The organism is Burkholderia catarinensis (assembly GCF_001883705.2).
Taxonomy (GTDB): domain Bacteria; phylum Pseudomonadota; class Gammaproteobacteria; order Burkholderiales; family Burkholderiaceae; genus Burkholderia; species Burkholderia catarinensis.
The window spans coordinates 44,496-59,500 of the sequence record NZ_MDEQ02000021.1; the positions used below are offsets into that span (position 1 = coordinate 44,496).

A 15,005-nucleotide genomic window follows, 5' to 3' on the forward strand; every position below is an offset into this window, starting at 1 on the left:
GGAAGTTGAAAAGCAGCGACTTCCAGTGGGACGGGGAATACGGTGATTCGGCGGATACGGAAAAATCGCGCGGTAAACAGCGACGGCCGGGAACGTGCCGCTGCCTATGTACGTATGTCCACCGAACACCAGCAGTATTCGACGGAAAACCAGCAGGATGTGATCCTCGCGTTCGCGGCCGCGCGCGATCTTGAAATCGTCAAGATTTACGCCGACGAAGGAAAAAGCGGGCTGCGGCTCGAGGGTCGTGACCAGCTGAAAGCACTGTTGCGTGACGTGGAGTCGGGGCAAGCGGGCTATTCCGTTATTCTTGTATACGACGTGAGCCGTTGGGGTCGATTTCAGGACCCTGACGAAAGTGCCAGCTACGAAATTCGCTGTAAGCAGGCGGGCGTGCGCGTGCTGTACTGCGCAGAGCAGTTCGAGAACGACGGTAGCGCCGTCTCCAGCATCATCAAAAATGTGAAGCGCACGATGGCTGGCGAATACAGCCGCGAGCTGAGCGTCAAGGTACATGCGGGTCAGATGCGACTTATCCAGCTTGGTGTGCGGCAAGGTGGCCCGGCCGGCTACGGTCTGCGCCGCATGCTGATCGACCACACTGGTGCACATAAGGCAGAACTGAAACCCGGCGAGCACAAATCAATCCAAACCGACCGCGTGATCCTCGTGCCCGGCCCGGTCGAAGAAACCGATACCGTGCGCCGGATATACAAAGCGTTCGTGGAAGATGGGCTGACCGAATCGGAAATCGCGGCCTTGCTCAATCGCGAGGGCAAACTCACGGATCGCGGAACCGCTTGGACGCGTGGCACGGTTCACCAAATTCTGATCAACGACAAATACGCCGGCGATAATGTCTGGAATCGCACATCCTTCAAGCTCAAGGAAGAGCGGGTCAGAAATCCACCAGCAGCTTGGGCACGAGCAGAAGACGCATTCGATGCCATCGTCGACCGGCTGATTTTCAACGCCGCACGCCAGATCATCCTCGCACGCTCATACCGGCTCACCGACGACGAAATGCTGGCCGCGTTGCGCCGTGTACTGCTGCGACACGGCTACCTGTCCGGTATTGTGATCGACGAGACAACGGACTGCCCTTCGAGCAGCGCGTTTGCCGGTCGTTTCGGCAGCCTGATTCGCACATATACCTTGATTGGCTATACCCCCGATCGGGACTACCGCTACCTCGAAATCAACCGACGTCTGCGCGAACTGCATCCGGGCATCGTTTCGGATGCAATGAACGCCATGGAGGCCGCCGGGGCACGGGTAGAACGGAACTCGACAACCGACCTGCTGCGGGTCAACAGTGAGTTCACGGCTTCGCTCGCCCTGTGCCGATGTCGCACGACCAATGCAGGCACCAATCGCTGGCTCGTCCGGTTCGACACCGCGCTGAAGCCCGACATCACGATCGCCGTGCGTATGGAACCCGACGCGCAGTCGATCCGGGACTACTACCTGCTTCCGGCCATCGACGTCTGGTCAGAACAGCTACGCCTCGGAGACTACAACGAACAGGGCTTCGATGCTTACCGCTATGACGATCTGTCGATGCTCGTCTATCTCGGCCGCCGAGTGCCGCTACATGGAGGCAGTCATGAATGGCAACCAAGAGCATGAGCCTGTGCAGCCTTCGTCGTCGGAGAAGATATTGCTGATTCCGGCTGACCGGCTACGCGTGCTTAATCCGCGCACACGCAATCCCCTGTTTTTTTCGCAACTGGTGGAGAACATCGCCGTGGTCGGGTTGAAGCGGCCGATCAGCGTGGCGCTTGGCGGGAAAGACAAGGAGGGCGACTGGTACGAGGTTCTATGTGGGCAGGGACGCCTTGAAGCCCTGAAACATTTGGGCGAGACCATGATTCCGTGCTGTATTTTCGATGCACCGGAAGTTGATCGATTCCTGATTTCACTAACCGAGAACATCGCACGCCGCCGGCATACGACCGAGGAACTGCTGAGCGGCATCCAGGTACTGCGCTCCAGGGGATACAGCTCGGAGCAGATTGCCCGAAAAATCAATCTCGACGCCGATTACATCAGCAGCATCCTGCACCTGCTCAACAACGGCGAGCAGCGCCTCGTGCGTGCGGTCGAGAAACGTGTCGTACCGATCTGGCTCGCAGTCGAAATCTCGCGCGCGTCGAGCGAAGACGTCCAGAAAGCCTTGCTGGATGCCTACGAACAGGGCACGCTCAAAGGCGAACAACTGCTGCGCGTGCGCAAACTGATTAGCAAGCGTGAGGCACTCGGGAAAGCGTACTACCCGAAACCCAGCTCCGGCCGTGATGACAAGCCCACACCGCAGAAGCTACTGCGCATCTACAAGACGGAAGTGCGGCGGCAGCAACTCAATATCCAGAAGGCGCGTATCCAGGAAGAACGCCTGTTGCTCATTACGTCTGCTATGCGGCGCTTCCTGTCCGACGAACACTTCCGCACCCTACTGCGCGCCGAACAGATCAGCGATATTCCTGAAGTCATTGCACGTCGCATTCCAGCGGAGATGCTGCCATGAGCGCGATCAGACACGGGTTCGAGCCAACCATTATCGAGGTGGCGCTCGACCATATTCACCCGCTGGCGCCCATCCGGGCAAAGGTGCTGGAAACACCGAAGTTTCGGACGATCCTCAGTTCAATCCGCGAACTGGGTGTGATTGAGCCACTGGCCATTCATCCGTCACGAGATGGAGAAGGTCATTACGATCTGCTTGACGGTCGCCTGCGACTCGAAGCTCTGAAGCAGCTCGGGCACGCAAAGGCGCGCTGTATGGTTTCGCTCGACGATGAGGGATTCACGTTCAACCGACAGATCACCCGCATCGCATCTGTTCAGGAACATCGCATGATCCGTGCAGCGCTTGCCAAGGGCGCGTCGGAAGAACGCATTGCCCAAGTGCTCGATATCGACGTGAAGCGCGTTCGCGAGAAAGCTCACCTACTCGATGGCATCGCACCGGAGGCAGCCCGGCTCCTGAAGGATCGACAGGTGATCCCCGCCGTATTCGGGGTGCTACGCAAGATGAAGCCATTTCGCCAGATCGAAGCCGCCGAGATGATGATTGCCGCGAACAAATTCACGAAGCCCTATGCGGAAATGATTCTCGTGACCACACGCTCCGATGCCCTAACGGACAAGGCCAAGCCAAAGAAGCGGGGAGAAATTTCGCCCGAGGATATTTCGCGCATGGAGGCCGAGATGGAACGCCTGCAACAGGACAGCATGGCCGTGGAAGATACCATCGGCGACACGATGTTATCGCTCGTCGTGGCCAAGGGGTTCATCTCTCGCTTGCTGCGCAACGAGAACATCCACGGTCATCTGAAGCGCTACCACGAAGACCTACTGTCCAGCGTGGTGACGACGATCGAAGCGATTGCCGCAGACAATCGGGCGTCCGAGCGGGAATAGATCAGGCAGCGACGATAGCCCCTCCGATCGCCGCGTAGTGGATTCCGCAACAGCCACGCCTATGCATTGACGCACCCCGAAGTGGGTGCATCGATTTCTTCCGAGCGTTGCTCCCATCGATAGAGCCAGTTAGCGGAAACGCCACAGCCGAAAGCAACTCCACGAAACCGCGATCATGAAGAAGCAGGTAACGCACCGCAATGGAAACGTTACCCGCCAGACGGCAACGGTTACGACACGGAAATTTACCCGCGACGCGAAGTATCGGACGATTGACCATTCCGCAACGCGCTGGCTGCCTGCGCCTTTGCTTCCTTGCGCAACTTCGACAGCATGCTCTTCAACGCCCCCTCCTTGAACTCGATTTCCGTTTTCTCCGTCAGATGCGCAGCGATATCCGCATACGACACGCCGCTGTCGTGCATCTGGTCGACCACTTCCAACAGCTCTCGCAGCACGGCGATCTTGGACGGCAGGCGAGTCGGTTGCAGTTGACGCAGACTCCCCTTCAGCGCCTCAATGTCGATCGAGCCGATACTTCTTTTGTTACGGTTGAACTCTTCACTCATACTCATCATTGAACCTCGTAAAAAAATAGTCGTGCGATTGTCGAGTAGACATCCATCAGACGCCAGGAGGCCGCCCGTACACTGAAAACCCGGAACCACGGCATTGAGCGACAACCTGGATCTCTCCTAGCGCAGAGCCTTGCCCGGCAAGGCGAGGAACCAATTCCGATATCACGTTCAACAGCCCTCGCGTACCAGATTGAGACGATCGTCTCGCCCCGACCGGCTTCGATGACATGCGTCACTCCCTCGAACGCTTGCGACCGATCCCCTTCGGTTGCGGAAGACGCCCCGTGCCGAACAGCTTGCACTTGACCGACGGCTTCGCGTACACGAGCTGATCCTCCTTCGCGAGATATGCCAGGCACTTCAGCAACCGAGCGCGCTTATCGTGATCGTGGTAGTCCGTCGGGCCGAGCACGTAATCGGGATAGCGGTTGCGGTTGCAGTTGTGAGCGTAGCCGCGACCCTCCGTGATCACGTCGTGCCAGTAGTCGCAGATCTGCTGCGCGAGCCACTCGTGCTGCTGAACCTTCGAGCCGTCGAAGAACAATGCGCAATGCAGGTGATACCCGCCCACTCGGGCGTATTCGATGCGCCAGACGTGCCCGACCATGTGCTGAAACAGCGACGGCTTGCCGCGCATGTTCACGAACAGCCTATCGCGATCTCGCATTACTTCTTCGATATCGACACGCGCCAGAGCGTTACCGAACACTTCTTCGTCGTTACACGAGCGGTACGCAGCGGTGTCCTTTGCAGCAGCATCCTCTACCTGTTCGATCACCTGCTTAACCTCGGCTGGGTCGATGATCGCCGCGTGATGGTAGAAGTCCACCCGCACCGTCACGATTCGCGCGTAAGTGTCGAACAATGCGTTCACGTACTGTTTCAAGCGCTCGAGGTTGGTTTCCGATCGGCGGTCCCAGTCGTCCAGTTTCTTTCGGGTACCACGCTGCTCTGCTTCCTTCCGGTAAGCGCTTCGAAACGCTTCCATCACTTCGCCCTCAAGACGGTCCCCATCGAAGTGCTGCCACGGATTCACGCAAGCGCAGCAGCTGATCGGGTGCACGCGGTAAAGTTCGAAAAACAGCCCGATGTGCGGCGGGTACGTCAACGCGCTCGAATAGATCATTGCAGCGTTGCGTACCGCGACGAAGTAGTCCGCCAACTTCGACGCCTTCTTCATGCGCTTCCAGCGACCCTCGTAACGAACCGTGAAGGACGGGGTGTCGTCCTTCAGAATCATGCGCAGGAACGCGTCAAGCATCAGCAAGGCATCGTGCCAGTTCGGCAACAACGCCGTCGTACCATCCTTTAGTATCAACGTGTTCAGCCGTCGATCCAGTCGCACTGCATCGCTGATGCCGGTGTCGCGCTCATCATCGGCCAGGTTGTTATCGATATCTGCTTTACTCGTATAACCGATTGGTATGCCAACAGTACCAATGTCGATGCTGCGATCTGCACCGTTGGCTTCATCATCTCTATACATTCGTTATCCTTATTTAATTATTGATACTTCTATATCTCATTAAAAACCAGAACTACCCGACCGAAGAATGCCCCCCTACAACGAGACAGATGCTTCAATCACATCTGTCATGACGGCGTGAACCGTTATTGAGCTGGTATGCAGAAACGTCCCGCTGAGATCGAGCGTCAGGTTCGCGTCATAAAGTCCGCAGGCAAGCCTGCGGACGTTCAAGGTCAACCCCGGAAGTGGATGAGCGGGTATTGTTCCGGCGCCAACACTACCCACGTCCTGTTGCGGTACTTGACGTAGCTGGCGTAGCCCTCGTTGCAAAGGAAATCGAACGCGCGTTTCGCCTGGCTCGCGCTCAGACCGATGTTCGGTGCGGTATCCACCAGCCCGCGCAACTCGAACTCACGCTGATGCGTATCCTTGACCAGTGCAGTCAGGCAAACATGCAGCGTCTGCGCGTGCAGTTCGGCCGCAGAGACTTTCGGCTTCGGCAGGAAGCGATGCTTGTAGTGCTCCGTGTGCCACTTCACGATGCGCGCTGCACGCTCCATCGTTTCACCACTGACGTCGCCCGGCATTTGTTCGAACACATGCATGCCGACCGCGAGCTTCACCGCGTTTTCCATCTGGCGCAGACCATGCTCGGGCAGTTCCACGAGATCGCCGCGCGACATGCCGCGGCGCTGGTACTCGTTATGCAGCGACGCAGCGCAGCGTTTCGCGTGCGACGTGCTGCGGGTCACGTGCCGCTTGGTGACGCCGTGCTTGGCCCGGAAAATCGCCTCGCCCAGAAAACCCGTTACCTGATCGCGCCAGACGTCGAGCTTCGGCGGCCCCGGCAGATTGTCCACGTCCATGAAACGCGGTGCGCTTGCGGGAACCTGAACCATCAAGCCGCGCGGCGCGAAACCACTCTGGCGGAAGATCCGGCCATGACGCACATCGAACGCAGACGTCACTTCCGGCTGTACCGAGATCAGAATGCTGCCGCGCGGGTCGGCGATCGTCTTCGTGCCGGTCGTTCTGCGAGCGATAACCTGCGTATGACCGTCGATCACGTGGATGTACGCCGACACGCTGCGCCGGAACCATGATGCCGTCAGCAATTGGCCCTCGTCGTCGGACACGCCGATCGAGCGACACTGCATGAACTGATCGGCGATACTTTCGGGCGTCAGATCCGTCAGCAGTTTCGTCGCGTAGATCGGCTCGCCGCTGTGGGGTTTCATGGCGGCGGAGCTGACGGACAAGCCCCACGACGGAGCCCCGGCCTCATACTGCAGCATGGCCTGCGCGTCGTTCGCGTCGCACGCCAACTGGCAATCGATGAACGGCTGCTCCAGTGCTTCGCGCGGAGCAGTCTTGCCCGAACCGGAAACGGCATTGATATAGACGAAGCTGTTGGTCGGAACGATGCCGCCGTGAGGCATTTCACCGTCGACCAGCGGTTGCGCGCACAGCTGCGTGTAGTGCGAGATCAACGCGCTGATGATCGCGGGATGCCCGCCACCGCGGATCAGTTCGTCCGCCGTGGAGCGCATCTTCGGCGGCAAAGCGTCGAGCGGGACATCCGTCAGTTGAGGGAACATGCTATCGGTGCGATTCCAATTCATCACGCCCCCCTTACCGCGTGACGTCGCGCGATGCGGCGCGCGACGCGATCCATGCATCGACCTCGGACTCGAGCCAGCCAACCGTGCGAGCGGTCAGGTTGATCTTCGCCGGGAAGGTCGGATCGGTGGACATCAACACGTACAGCGTCGCACGCGACAACCCCATGCGCTCAGACATCTGTTTCATGCGCAGGATGCGCAATGCCTTTTCGAGCTGGCGCACCATCGAGCTAGCGCTATCGGATGCGCTATAGTGCGTCGGATTGGGTTCCTCGGGGGCAACCGTTTGATTTTTGTTCAGCATCGGAATCTCCTTTCATGTGGATGCCGATGCATGTTCGCGGATCTTCCCAGACAGCAACAGGCGCTGCTTTGCGTAAAAAAATACTGCGTGTCACATCCAAGCACTTGCGATAAGCAGCCGGCGCCCGTTGTAGCTGAGAGCAAACTCCAGGCATACGGCCACAATGCTGCCGCTGGCTAAGTTGCTGACTGGCTATAGCGAAGCAGCAGTGCGTATCACAATGAGAAACACAGATGAAGAACTCCGAAGCTACTTCCCCACAGACCATTGAGACCATCGCCCGGATCAGATCCTCGCAACGGATGAAGCAATCAATGTGCTTTCAACAAAAGGAAGTGCTCGTGTCCGACCTCAAACATGAGATCGATCGCACGCGCGACTGCCTAAGCTGGCCGTTCGAAAACGTAGGCAAACCGTTCGCTGCATACTTGGACCGCGTCACGGCATTCGATCGGCTTCCCGATCCGATTGATAGCGTCACGTCAGCCCACATGGGCCAACAACGGAGCGCGCTCGTCGAAAGCTATCCTGAGCCACCTCAATGTTGCTCGGACCTCGAATATCGCTCGCACCTGCTGGAGGCCTGCCTGAACCTGACGCGGGGGGAAGATGCATGGAAACAAGGCCACCCAGAAGAAGCTTGGTTCTTCATCTCCGAGGCAAAAAATTGTCTCGGGCGGGCAGACGGCTACTACCAGGTCATGGCGGACCAAAATATAAAAACGTCGCGGGCTACACGCGGGGGACACCAGAAAGCCCAGAATGCGAAGGACAAGGAGCAGCAGTTGTACATCCAGCTACTGAAAGATCTGGCGCCATTCGATGGATGGAAATCCGAGTCAGAAGCCGTCGAGAAAATTTCAAGCATAGCCATTGGCATTCTCGAAACCTTCGGCATAGCAGCTGGTGATACGTATGCGAAATTGTCTGAAATGCTAGGCAGCGATTCCAACGTAAGAGCCGTATTCGAGAAAAAGCAAAAGCGTGCGAGATGAGGCAAGCTGTATCGCGCTTCGCGCGCAAATCGCCTCAGTTCTCTTGCACTTGTATCTCAATCTACGAGCCCGGTTGACCCTGCCCCGATCTTCAGCTTGTCGAGATAATCTGCCCACTTCTGCATCATCGCTCTCCGCTCCTTGATGAACTTCGTGCGGTTATATGCCTTGCCGAGCGTGTCCGGCACGGCATGAGCAAGCTGGTGCTCGATCACCTCAGGTTTTTGCTCCAGTTCCTCGTGAAGAATCGTGCGTGCCATGGCTCGAAAACCGTGGCCGGTAATTTCAGTACGGGTGTCATAGCCCAACCGGCGGAGGGCAGCATTGACCGCGGCGTCGCTCATCGGACGCTGAGACGAACGTGCTCCCGGAAAGACATAGCGGCCGTGACCGGTCAGCGCTTGGAGCTCTAGCAAGATCTGAACAGCTTGGGTCGCAAGCGGAACCAGATGCTCGGTCGACGTCTTCGTAACGAGGTATCGCCACTCACCCTTGCCAAGATCGAACTGAGCCCACTCGGCCTTGCGCAGCTCTCCGGGTCGAGTGAACAACATGGGTGCGAGCTTGAGCGCGCAAAGGACAGGAAACGTGCCAGAAAAGCCATCGAATGCCCGAAGCATGGCACCAACCTTCGCCGGCTCCGTAATGGAAGCAAAATGGGTCGTCTGCGCCGGTGGAATGGCATTGACCAGATCGCGAGCCGGATCAAATTTACAATAACCTTCCTTGATTCCGTAGCGGAATGCACGACTGATCTCGCCGCGGACCTTGTGGGCGGTGAAACGAGCGCCGCGACTGTCGATCCGCTTGAGGACCGTCAGGACTTCAGGCGCATCGATTTCCGCTACCGGCCGCTTGCCTATCCACGGGAAAACATCCTTCTCAAAGCGAGCCTTGGTCTTCGCCATCGACCCAGTCGTAACATACGGCTTTAGTTCATCCATCCAGCCAAGCGCAACGGCCTCGAAGGAATTGGTCGCGGCGAGGCGTGCAGTACGCTTATCAGCTTTCTTCGCTTCGCCGGGATCGACACCAGCGGCAAGCTTCTTTCGGGCGTCATCACGCTTCTCCCGAGCAGCAGCTAACGGCACGTCGGGGTAGACGCCCAACGCAAGCCGCTTCTCCTTGCCCAGGAAACGGTATTTGAGCCGCCAGTATTTCCCGCCGGACGGTGAAACCTCAAGGTACATGCCGCCGCCATCAGCGAGGCGGTACGGCTTTTCACGCGGAGCGGCTTTACGAATCGCGACGTCGGTCAACGGCATAAGGCATCTACCTTACAGCAATAGGGGGCACTTTTCCCGGGAGCATTTGCCAGACTGCGAAGATTCCCCCGGAGGTGCCCCCACATGCCCCCGGATTCAGACGGGCATCACTGGACAACGCTGGAATAAAAAAACCCGTGAAGCCTTATGCTATCACGGGTTTGAAGATTTCCAAGGATGTCCTTGGATAGGTATTTGGTGCCGGCTGCAGGACTCGAACCCGCCACCTGATGATTACAAATCAACTGCTCTACCAGATGAGCTAAGCCGGCGTAAGCGCGAGATTCTACCTCATTTCACGATCTTGAGGCGAGGTCTGCTGCTGCCTTTTGAACCGTCGCCATCGCCGTCGGTTTTCGGCGGTTCGTCGGCGCCTTCGGAAGGCTCTTCGTTCGCGCCGCTGTTGGCAACCGGCGTCAACGCAGCAGGTGACTCGTCACGCTGCGCATCATCGGCGTGCACCGCCTCTTCGTCGAACGTGCCCGAATCCTCGCCTTCGCCCGCGACCGCATCGACCTGGAACGCCATCCCCTGCCCGTTCTCGCGCGCATAAATCGCGAGCACGTTGGCAACCGGAATCTCGATCTTGTGCGCCTTCCCGGAGAACCGGGCAGTGAACTCGATCCACTCGTTGCCCATCTGCAACTGGCTCGTCGCCTCGAAGCTGATGTTGAGCACGATCTCGCCGTCACGCACGAACTGACGCGGCACGCGCGTCGAGTTGTCGACCCTCACCGCGATATGCGGCGTGTAACCGTTATCGGTGCACCACTCGTACAGCGCGCGCAGCAGATAAGGCTTCGTTGAAATCTCTTGCATCACAATCCTCGAACCCGGAGCGGGCACACGGCACGCCGCGCCGCCCGCTCCGTCATGCCTTCATTGCATCATTAACGACGCATGACCTTTTCGGACGGCGTCAGTGCTTCGATATAGGCCGGACGGCTGAAGATCCGTTCGGCGTACTTCATCAGCGGCGCAGCGTTCTTCGACAGCTCGATGCCGTAGTGATCCAGACGCCACAGCAGCGGCGCGATCGCGACGTCGAGCATCGAGAATTCCTCGCCGAGCATGTACTTGTTCTTCACGAAGATCGGCGCGAGCTGCGTCAGGCGATCGCGGATCGCGAGGCGTGCCTTCTCGTGATTCTTCTCCGCTGCCTTGCCCTTCTCGTTCTCGAGCGTGCTGACGTGGACGAACAGCTCCTTCTCGAAGTTGAGCAGGAACAGGCGCGCACGTGCGCGTTGCACCGGGTCGGCCGGCATCAGTTGCGGATGCGGGAAGCGCTCGTCGATGTACTCGTTGATGATGTTCGATTCGTACAGGATCAGGTCGCGCTCGACCAGGATCGGCACCTGACCATACGGGTTCATCACCGAAATGTCTTCCGGCTTGTTGAACAGGTCGACGTCACGGATTTCGAAGTCCATGCCCTTCTCGAACAGCACCAGCCGGCAACGCTGGGAGAACGGGCAAGTTGTGCCGGAATACAGAACCATCATATTTGCGTTTCCTCAAAAAAGCCGAGGGCCGGCACGCGGCGCAACCCCTTTCACGGGTTCCGCCTTGCGCCGGCCCCACGCCGGTCAGGCGTGTTTACTTGATATCTTTCCAGTATGCGGCATTGAGCCGCCAGGCCAGGAAAGTCAGGACACCGAGAAAGATCAGCACCCACACGCCGAGGCGTTTGCGGGTCTGCTGGGCCGGCTCGGACATCCATGTCATATAGGCCACCAGGTCGGCAACCGCAGCATCATAATCCGGCGACGACAGCGTCCCCGGCACGACCTGCTGGAAGCCGACGAGCGTGTGGACCTTCTCGCCCGTCTCCTCGTCCGTCTTGTCTTCGAATTTGGCAGTGCGCTGCCCCTGCAGTTGCCACAGCACATGGGGCATGCCGACGTTCTCGAACACCGCGTTGTTCCAGCCGCTCGGCCGCGTATCGTCGCGATAGAAACTCCGCAGATACGTATACAGCCAGTCGCGACCGCGGGCCCGCTCCTCGACCGACAGGTCGGGCGGCGAGGTGCCGAGCCAGTTCTTCGCGTCTTCAGGCCGCATCGCGACGGACATCGTGCTCCCGACCTTGTCGGTCGTGAACAGGAGATTCGTTTCGATCTCCTTCTGGGATATGCCCAGATCCGTCAGACGGTTGTAGCGCATCAGGTTCGCGCTGTGGCAGTTCAAGCAATAGTTTACAAACAATTGCGCGCCGTGCTGAAGCGAAACGAGATTTTCCGTGTTATCGGGCGCCCGGTCGAGCGGAAAATTACCTTCCGCCCGCACGGCCGGCGCCGCCAGCAGCGCACACACAGTCGCCCCGATCAGCGCGAGTGTCGAAAGCAGTTTCTTCATGTCGTTCTCTCCTCGCTCACGTTAATGGGGCTTGAAGCGCACCCGCTCCGGCGGCTGCTTGAACGTGCCAAGCTGCGTCCAGACGGGCATGCCGAGGAAGAACGCGAAGTAGATCAGCGCACAGACCTGCGCGATCAGCGTCGAGGCCGGCGATGGCGGCCGCGTGCCGAGGAACCCGAGGGTCAGGAACGCCACGACGAAGATCCCGAGGAACACCTTGTGGAACAGCGGACGGTAGCGGATCGACTTCACCGGGCTGCGGTCGAGCCACGGCAGGAAGAACAGCGAGATCACCGCCGAACCCATCACGACCACGCCCCAGAACTTCGACTCCGTCAGGTACATGAACACGACGATCGCCGCAGCCAGCACCGGCAGCCCGACCTTCCACTTGCCGCGCGCGCGAACCAGCGCAAGCACGCCGAGCAGCGCGATCACGATCATCAGCACGATCTTGAACGGGTCGGTAGTCGCGCGCAGCATCGCGTAGAACGCGGTGAAGTACCAGACCGGCGCGATCTCGGGCGGCGTCTGCAACGGGTTCGCCGGGACGAAGTTGTTCGCCTCGAGGAAGTAGCCGCCCATCTCCGGCGAGAAGAACACGATCAGCGCGAACACCATCAGGAACACGCACACGCCGAAGAAATCGTGCACCGAGTAGTACGGGTGGAACGGGATGCCGTCGAGCGGAATGCCGTTCTCGCCCTTCTTCGCCTTGATCTCGATGCCGTCCGGGTTATTCGACCCCACTTCGTGAAGCGCGACGAGGTGCGCGATCACGAGGCCGACCAGCACGAGCGGAATCGCGATCACGTGGAACGCGAAGAAGCGGTTCAGCGTGACGTCGGACACGACGTAGTCGCCGCGGATCCACAGCGACAGGTCGGGGCCGACGAACGGGATCGCCGAGAACAGGTTCACGATCACCTGCGCGCCCCAGAACGACATCTGGCCCCACGGCAGCAGGTAGCCGAAGAACGCCTCGGCCATCAGGCACAGGAAGATCGCGCAGCCGAAGATCCACACGAGCTCGCGCGGCTTGCGGTACGACCCGTACAACAGCCCGCGGAACATGTGCAGGTAGACGACGACAAAGAACAGCGACGCGCCCGTGGAGTGCAGGTAGCGGATCAGCCAGCCCCACGGCACCTCGCGCATGATGTACTCGACCGACGCGAACGCGAGCGTCGAGTCGGGCTTGTAGTTCATCGTCAGGAAGATGCCCGTGACGATCTGGTTGACGAGCACGAGCAGCGCGAGGGAGCCGAAGAAGTACCAGAAGTTGAAGTTCTTCGGCGCGTAGTACTCGGAAACGTGCTTCTTCCAGGTAGAAGTGAGCGGGAAGCGCTGGTCGATCCAGCCGGTGAGACCTGTCGTGGAGACTTCCTTGTTGTCGGCCATCACGCTTCTCCTTTCTCGTCCTTGCCGATCACGAGGGTCGTCGCCGACGTGAACATGTAGGGCGGGATGTCGAGATTCTGAGGCGCCGGCTTGTTCTTGAACACGCGTCCGGCGAGGTCGTAGGTCGAACCGTGGCACGGGCACAGGAAACCGCCCGGCCAGTCGTCCGGCAGGCTCGGCTGCGGACCCGGCACGAAGCGTTGGCTAGGCGTGCAGCCGAGGTGCGTACACACGGCCATCACGACGAGAATGTTCTTGCGATCGGCCCGCGAGCGATATTCGTTGGTGCAATACGCGGGCAACGGCATCGAATACACGGATTTCGAGGTCGGATCGGCCACTTCCTTGTCGGCCTTGACTACGTCGGCCAGCATCGAGTCGGTGCGATTCAGGATCCAGACGGGCTTGCCGCGCCACGGCACGGTGACCATCTCGCCGGGCTTCAGGCCGCTGATGTCGACCTCGACCGGTGCACCGGCCGCTTTCGCTTTCGCGGACGGCGCAAGCGACGCCGCGAAAGGTATGACGGTGGCTACGCCTCCTACGCCACCTGCTACGGATGTCGCAATCAGCCAGGTACGGCGGCCGCTGTCGACGCGTTTCTCTTCCTTGTCTCGCATCACACGCCCCACTTCTGAGTTGGATTTTCCGTCACGACTTTTCATTCCGCCGCTAGTGTGCGCGAATGGAGTCGCCATTTACAAGGCCCGGAGATGAAAATCCCGTCGAAGTGATTGATAGTTAAGGGTTTTCCCCCACTATCGGAGCGATTAAATCATTTCTCTTTTAAGCGTTTGCTACATTGAGAAAATTCGATGCGCTGCCGCAATTCCGGCCTTCAGACCGGATTATGAATATCGATAAAAAGGTGTTCGATATCGAATTCTTCGGACAAGTGGGCGCCCAGCGCCTGGATTCCGTAGCGTTCGGTCGCATGGTGCCCTGCCGCAACGAACGCGACGCCGCTCTCGGCCGACGCGTGCGTGACGGGTTCCGATACCTCGCCGGTCAGGAACACGTCGGCACCGGCCTCGATCGCCGCATCGAAATAGCTCTGCGCGGCGCCCGTGCACCAGGCGATGCGGCGCATCTGCATGTCCGGATCGCCGAGCACGAGCGGCGTGCGGCCGAGCGTGCGCTCGACCTTCGCGACGAAGTGCTCGAGCGTGACGGGCATCGGCAGCGTCGCCATCCAGCCGAGGTCGCCTTCGCCGAAACGCTGCTCGCCGATCAGCCCGAGCTTCTCGCCGAGCTGCGCGTTGTTGCCGAATTCGGGATGCGCGTCGAGCGGCAGGTGGAACGCGAACAGGTTCAGGTCGTTCGCGAGCAGCAGCTTCAGCCGCTGATACTTGCGGCCCGTGATCTGCGGCGCCTCGTTGCGCCAGAAATAGCCGTGATGGACGAGCACGGCATCCGCCCCCCATTCGAGCGCGGCTTCGAGAAACGCGACCGACGCCGTCACGCCGGTGGCGATCTTCTCGATCTTGCGGCGCCCCTCGACCTGGAGGCCGTTCGGGCAATAGTCCTTGAAGCGCGCGGTTTCAAGGGTATTGTTCAAGTACAATTCGAGTTCGATCCGATCCATATAAACCTC

The 15,005-nt window shown here is 59.2% G+C and carries 15 protein-coding genes and 1 tRNA gene; 4 read left to right on the plus strand and 12 right to left on the minus strand.

Annotation, left to right across the window (positions count from 1 at the left end; translation table 11 throughout):
- The first annotated feature begins 42 nt into the window (after positions 1-42).
- The 3 genes from BFF94_RS27845 to BFF94_RS27855 are packed head-to-tail and all read left to right on the plus strand — an operon-like array spanning position 43 to position 3,423.
- Positions 43-1,629 carry a recombinase family protein gene (locus BFF94_RS27845; protein WP_128847691.1) on the plus strand — a complete coding sequence of 529 codons (1,587 nt, stop codon included), beginning with the start codon at positions 43-45 and terminating at the stop codon, positions 1,627-1,629.
- Positions 1,607-2,527 carry a ParB/RepB/Spo0J family partition protein gene (locus BFF94_RS27850; RefSeq protein ID WP_128847693.1) on the plus strand — a complete coding sequence of 307 codons (921 nt, stop codon included), beginning with the start codon at positions 1,607-1,609 and terminating at the stop codon, positions 2,525-2,527. The genes BFF94_RS27845 and BFF94_RS27850 overlap by 23 nt, the downstream gene beginning before the upstream one ends.
- Complete coding sequence (locus BFF94_RS27855; RefSeq protein ID WP_128847696.1) at positions 2,524-3,423, plus strand: plasmid partitioning protein RepB C-terminal domain-containing protein; 900 nt, start codon at positions 2,524-2,526, stop codon at positions 3,421-3,423. Before BFF94_RS27850 ends, BFF94_RS27855 begins: the two co-directional genes overlap by 4 nt.
- A 245-nt stretch (positions 3,424-3,668) precedes the next feature.
- On the opposite strand, the gene BFF94_RS27860 is transcribed toward BFF94_RS27855, so the two are convergent.
- The 4 genes from BFF94_RS27860 to BFF94_RS27875 form a co-directional block, all read right to left on the minus strand.
- Positions 3,669-4,106, minus strand: coding sequence for a hypothetical protein (locus BFF94_RS27860; RefSeq protein WP_128847698.1), 438 nt, complete (start codon positions 4,104-4,106; stop codon positions 3,669-3,671).
- 127 nt (positions 4,107-4,233) lie between these two features.
- Positions 4,234-5,487, minus strand: coding sequence for a YagK/YfjJ domain-containing protein (locus BFF94_RS27865; RefSeq protein ID WP_128847701.1), 1,254 nt, complete (start codon positions 5,485-5,487; stop codon positions 4,234-4,236).
- Between the two features lie 215 nt (positions 5,488-5,702).
- On the minus strand, positions 5,703-7,067 hold the full coding sequence (locus tag BFF94_RS27870) for a DUF3987 domain-containing protein (RefSeq protein ID WP_158062082.1): 1,365 nt from the start codon (positions 7,065-7,067) through the stop codon (positions 5,703-5,705).
- Between the two features lie 34 nt (positions 7,068-7,101).
- Complete coding sequence (locus BFF94_RS27875) at positions 7,102-7,395, minus strand: helix-turn-helix transcriptional regulator (RefSeq protein WP_246637427.1); 294 nt, start codon at positions 7,393-7,395, stop codon at positions 7,102-7,104.
- A gap of 233 nt (positions 7,396-7,628) precedes the next feature.
- On the opposite strand from BFF94_RS27875, the gene BFF94_RS27880 reads away from it, so the two are divergent.
- Positions 7,629-8,390, plus strand: a complete 762-nt coding sequence (locus tag BFF94_RS27880) for a hypothetical protein (protein WP_128847705.1) — start codon at positions 7,629-7,631, stop codon at positions 8,388-8,390.
- A 56-nt stretch (positions 8,391-8,446) separates the two neighbouring features.
- On the opposite strand, the gene BFF94_RS27885 is transcribed toward BFF94_RS27880, so the two are convergent.
- From BFF94_RS27885 to BFF94_RS27920, 8 genes are all read right to left on the minus strand, one after another.
- Entirely contained in the window at positions 8,447-9,655 is a 1,209-nt protein-coding gene (locus tag BFF94_RS27885; protein WP_128847707.1) for a tyrosine-type recombinase/integrase, read from the minus strand.
- A 196-nt stretch (positions 9,656-9,851) separates the two neighbouring features.
- Positions 9,852-9,927: transfer RNA gene (locus BFF94_RS27890), tRNA-Thr, on the minus strand.
- A 19-nt stretch (positions 9,928-9,946) separates the two neighbouring features.
- On the minus strand, positions 9,947-10,474 hold the full coding sequence (locus BFF94_RS27895; RefSeq protein WP_128847709.1) for a ClpXP protease specificity-enhancing factor: 528 nt from the start codon (positions 10,472-10,474) through the stop codon (positions 9,947-9,949).
- 71 nt (positions 10,475-10,545) lie between these two features.
- Positions 10,546-11,157: a glutathione S-transferase N-terminal domain-containing protein gene (locus tag BFF94_RS27900; protein ID WP_006400565.1), complete on the minus strand. Its 612-nt coding sequence runs from the start codon at positions 11,155-11,157 to the stop codon at positions 10,546-10,548.
- 94 nt (positions 11,158-11,251) lie between these two features.
- The gene (locus BFF94_RS27905; protein ID WP_128847711.1) at positions 11,252-12,010 is read right to left on the minus strand and encodes a cytochrome c1; all 759 of its coding nucleotides are present in this window, start codon (positions 12,008-12,010) and stop codon (positions 11,252-11,254) included.
- A gap of 21 nt (positions 12,011-12,031) precedes the next feature.
- A complete protein-coding gene (locus tag BFF94_RS27910) occupies positions 12,032-13,414 on the minus strand; it encodes a cytochrome b (RefSeq protein WP_128847713.1) in 1,383 nt (460 codons plus the stop codon).
- Complete coding sequence (petA, locus tag BFF94_RS27915) at positions 13,411-14,031, minus strand: ubiquinol-cytochrome c reductase iron-sulfur subunit (protein ID WP_128847714.1); 621 nt, start codon at positions 14,029-14,031, stop codon at positions 13,411-13,413. The genes BFF94_RS27910 and petA overlap by 4 nt, the downstream gene beginning before the upstream one ends.
- A gap of 218 nt (positions 14,032-14,249) precedes the next feature.
- Complete coding sequence (locus tag BFF94_RS27920) at positions 14,250-14,996, minus strand: Nif3-like dinuclear metal center hexameric protein (RefSeq protein WP_128847717.1); 747 nt, start codon at positions 14,994-14,996, stop codon at positions 14,250-14,252.
- Positions 14,997-15,005 lie beyond the last annotated feature (9 nt).

Excerpts from the sequence above, each read along its gene's own strand:
- BFF94_RS27850 (WP_128847693.1), top strand. The coding sequence starts at position 1,607 with ATGAATGGCAACCAAGAGCATGAGCCTGTGCAGCCTTCGTCGTCGGAG.
- BFF94_RS27855 (WP_128847696.1), top strand. The coding sequence starts at position 2,524 with ATGAGCGCGATCAGACACGGGTTCGAGCCAACCATTATCGAGGTGGCG.
- BFF94_RS27865 (WP_128847701.1), bottom strand. The coding sequence starts at position 5,487 with ATGTATAGAGATGATGAAGCCAACGGTGCAGATCGCAGCATCGACATT.
- BFF94_RS27870 (WP_158062082.1), bottom strand. The coding sequence starts at position 7,067 with ATGTTCCCTCAACTGACGGATGTCCCGCTCGACGCTTTGCCGCCGAAG.
- BFF94_RS27875 (WP_246637427.1), bottom strand. The coding sequence starts at position 7,395 with ATGCTGAACAAAAATCAAACGGTTGCCCCCGAGGAACCCAATCCGACG.
- BFF94_RS27880 (WP_128847705.1), top strand. The coding sequence starts at position 7,629 with ATGAAGAACTCCGAAGCTACTTCCCCACAGACCATTGAGACCATCGCC.
- BFF94_RS27885 (WP_128847707.1), bottom strand. The coding sequence starts at position 9,655 with ATGCCGTTGACCGACGTCGCGATTCGTAAAGCCGCTCCGCGTGAAAAG.
- BFF94_RS27895 (WP_128847709.1), bottom strand. The coding sequence starts at position 10,474 with ATGCAAGAGATTTCAACGAAGCCTTATCTGCTGCGCGCGCTGTACGAG.
- BFF94_RS27900 (WP_006400565.1), bottom strand. The coding sequence starts at position 11,157 with ATGATGGTTCTGTATTCCGGCACAACTTGCCCGTTCTCCCAGCGTTGC.
- BFF94_RS27905 (WP_128847711.1), bottom strand. The coding sequence starts at position 12,010 with ATGAAGAAACTGCTTTCGACACTCGCGCTGATCGGGGCGACTGTGTGT.
- petA (WP_128847714.1), bottom strand. The coding sequence starts at position 14,031 with ATGCGAGACAAGGAAGAGAAACGCGTCGACAGCGGCCGCCGTACCTGG.
- BFF94_RS27920 (WP_128847717.1), bottom strand. The coding sequence starts at position 14,996 with ATGGATCGGATCGAACTCGAATTGTACTTGAACAATACCCTTGAAACC.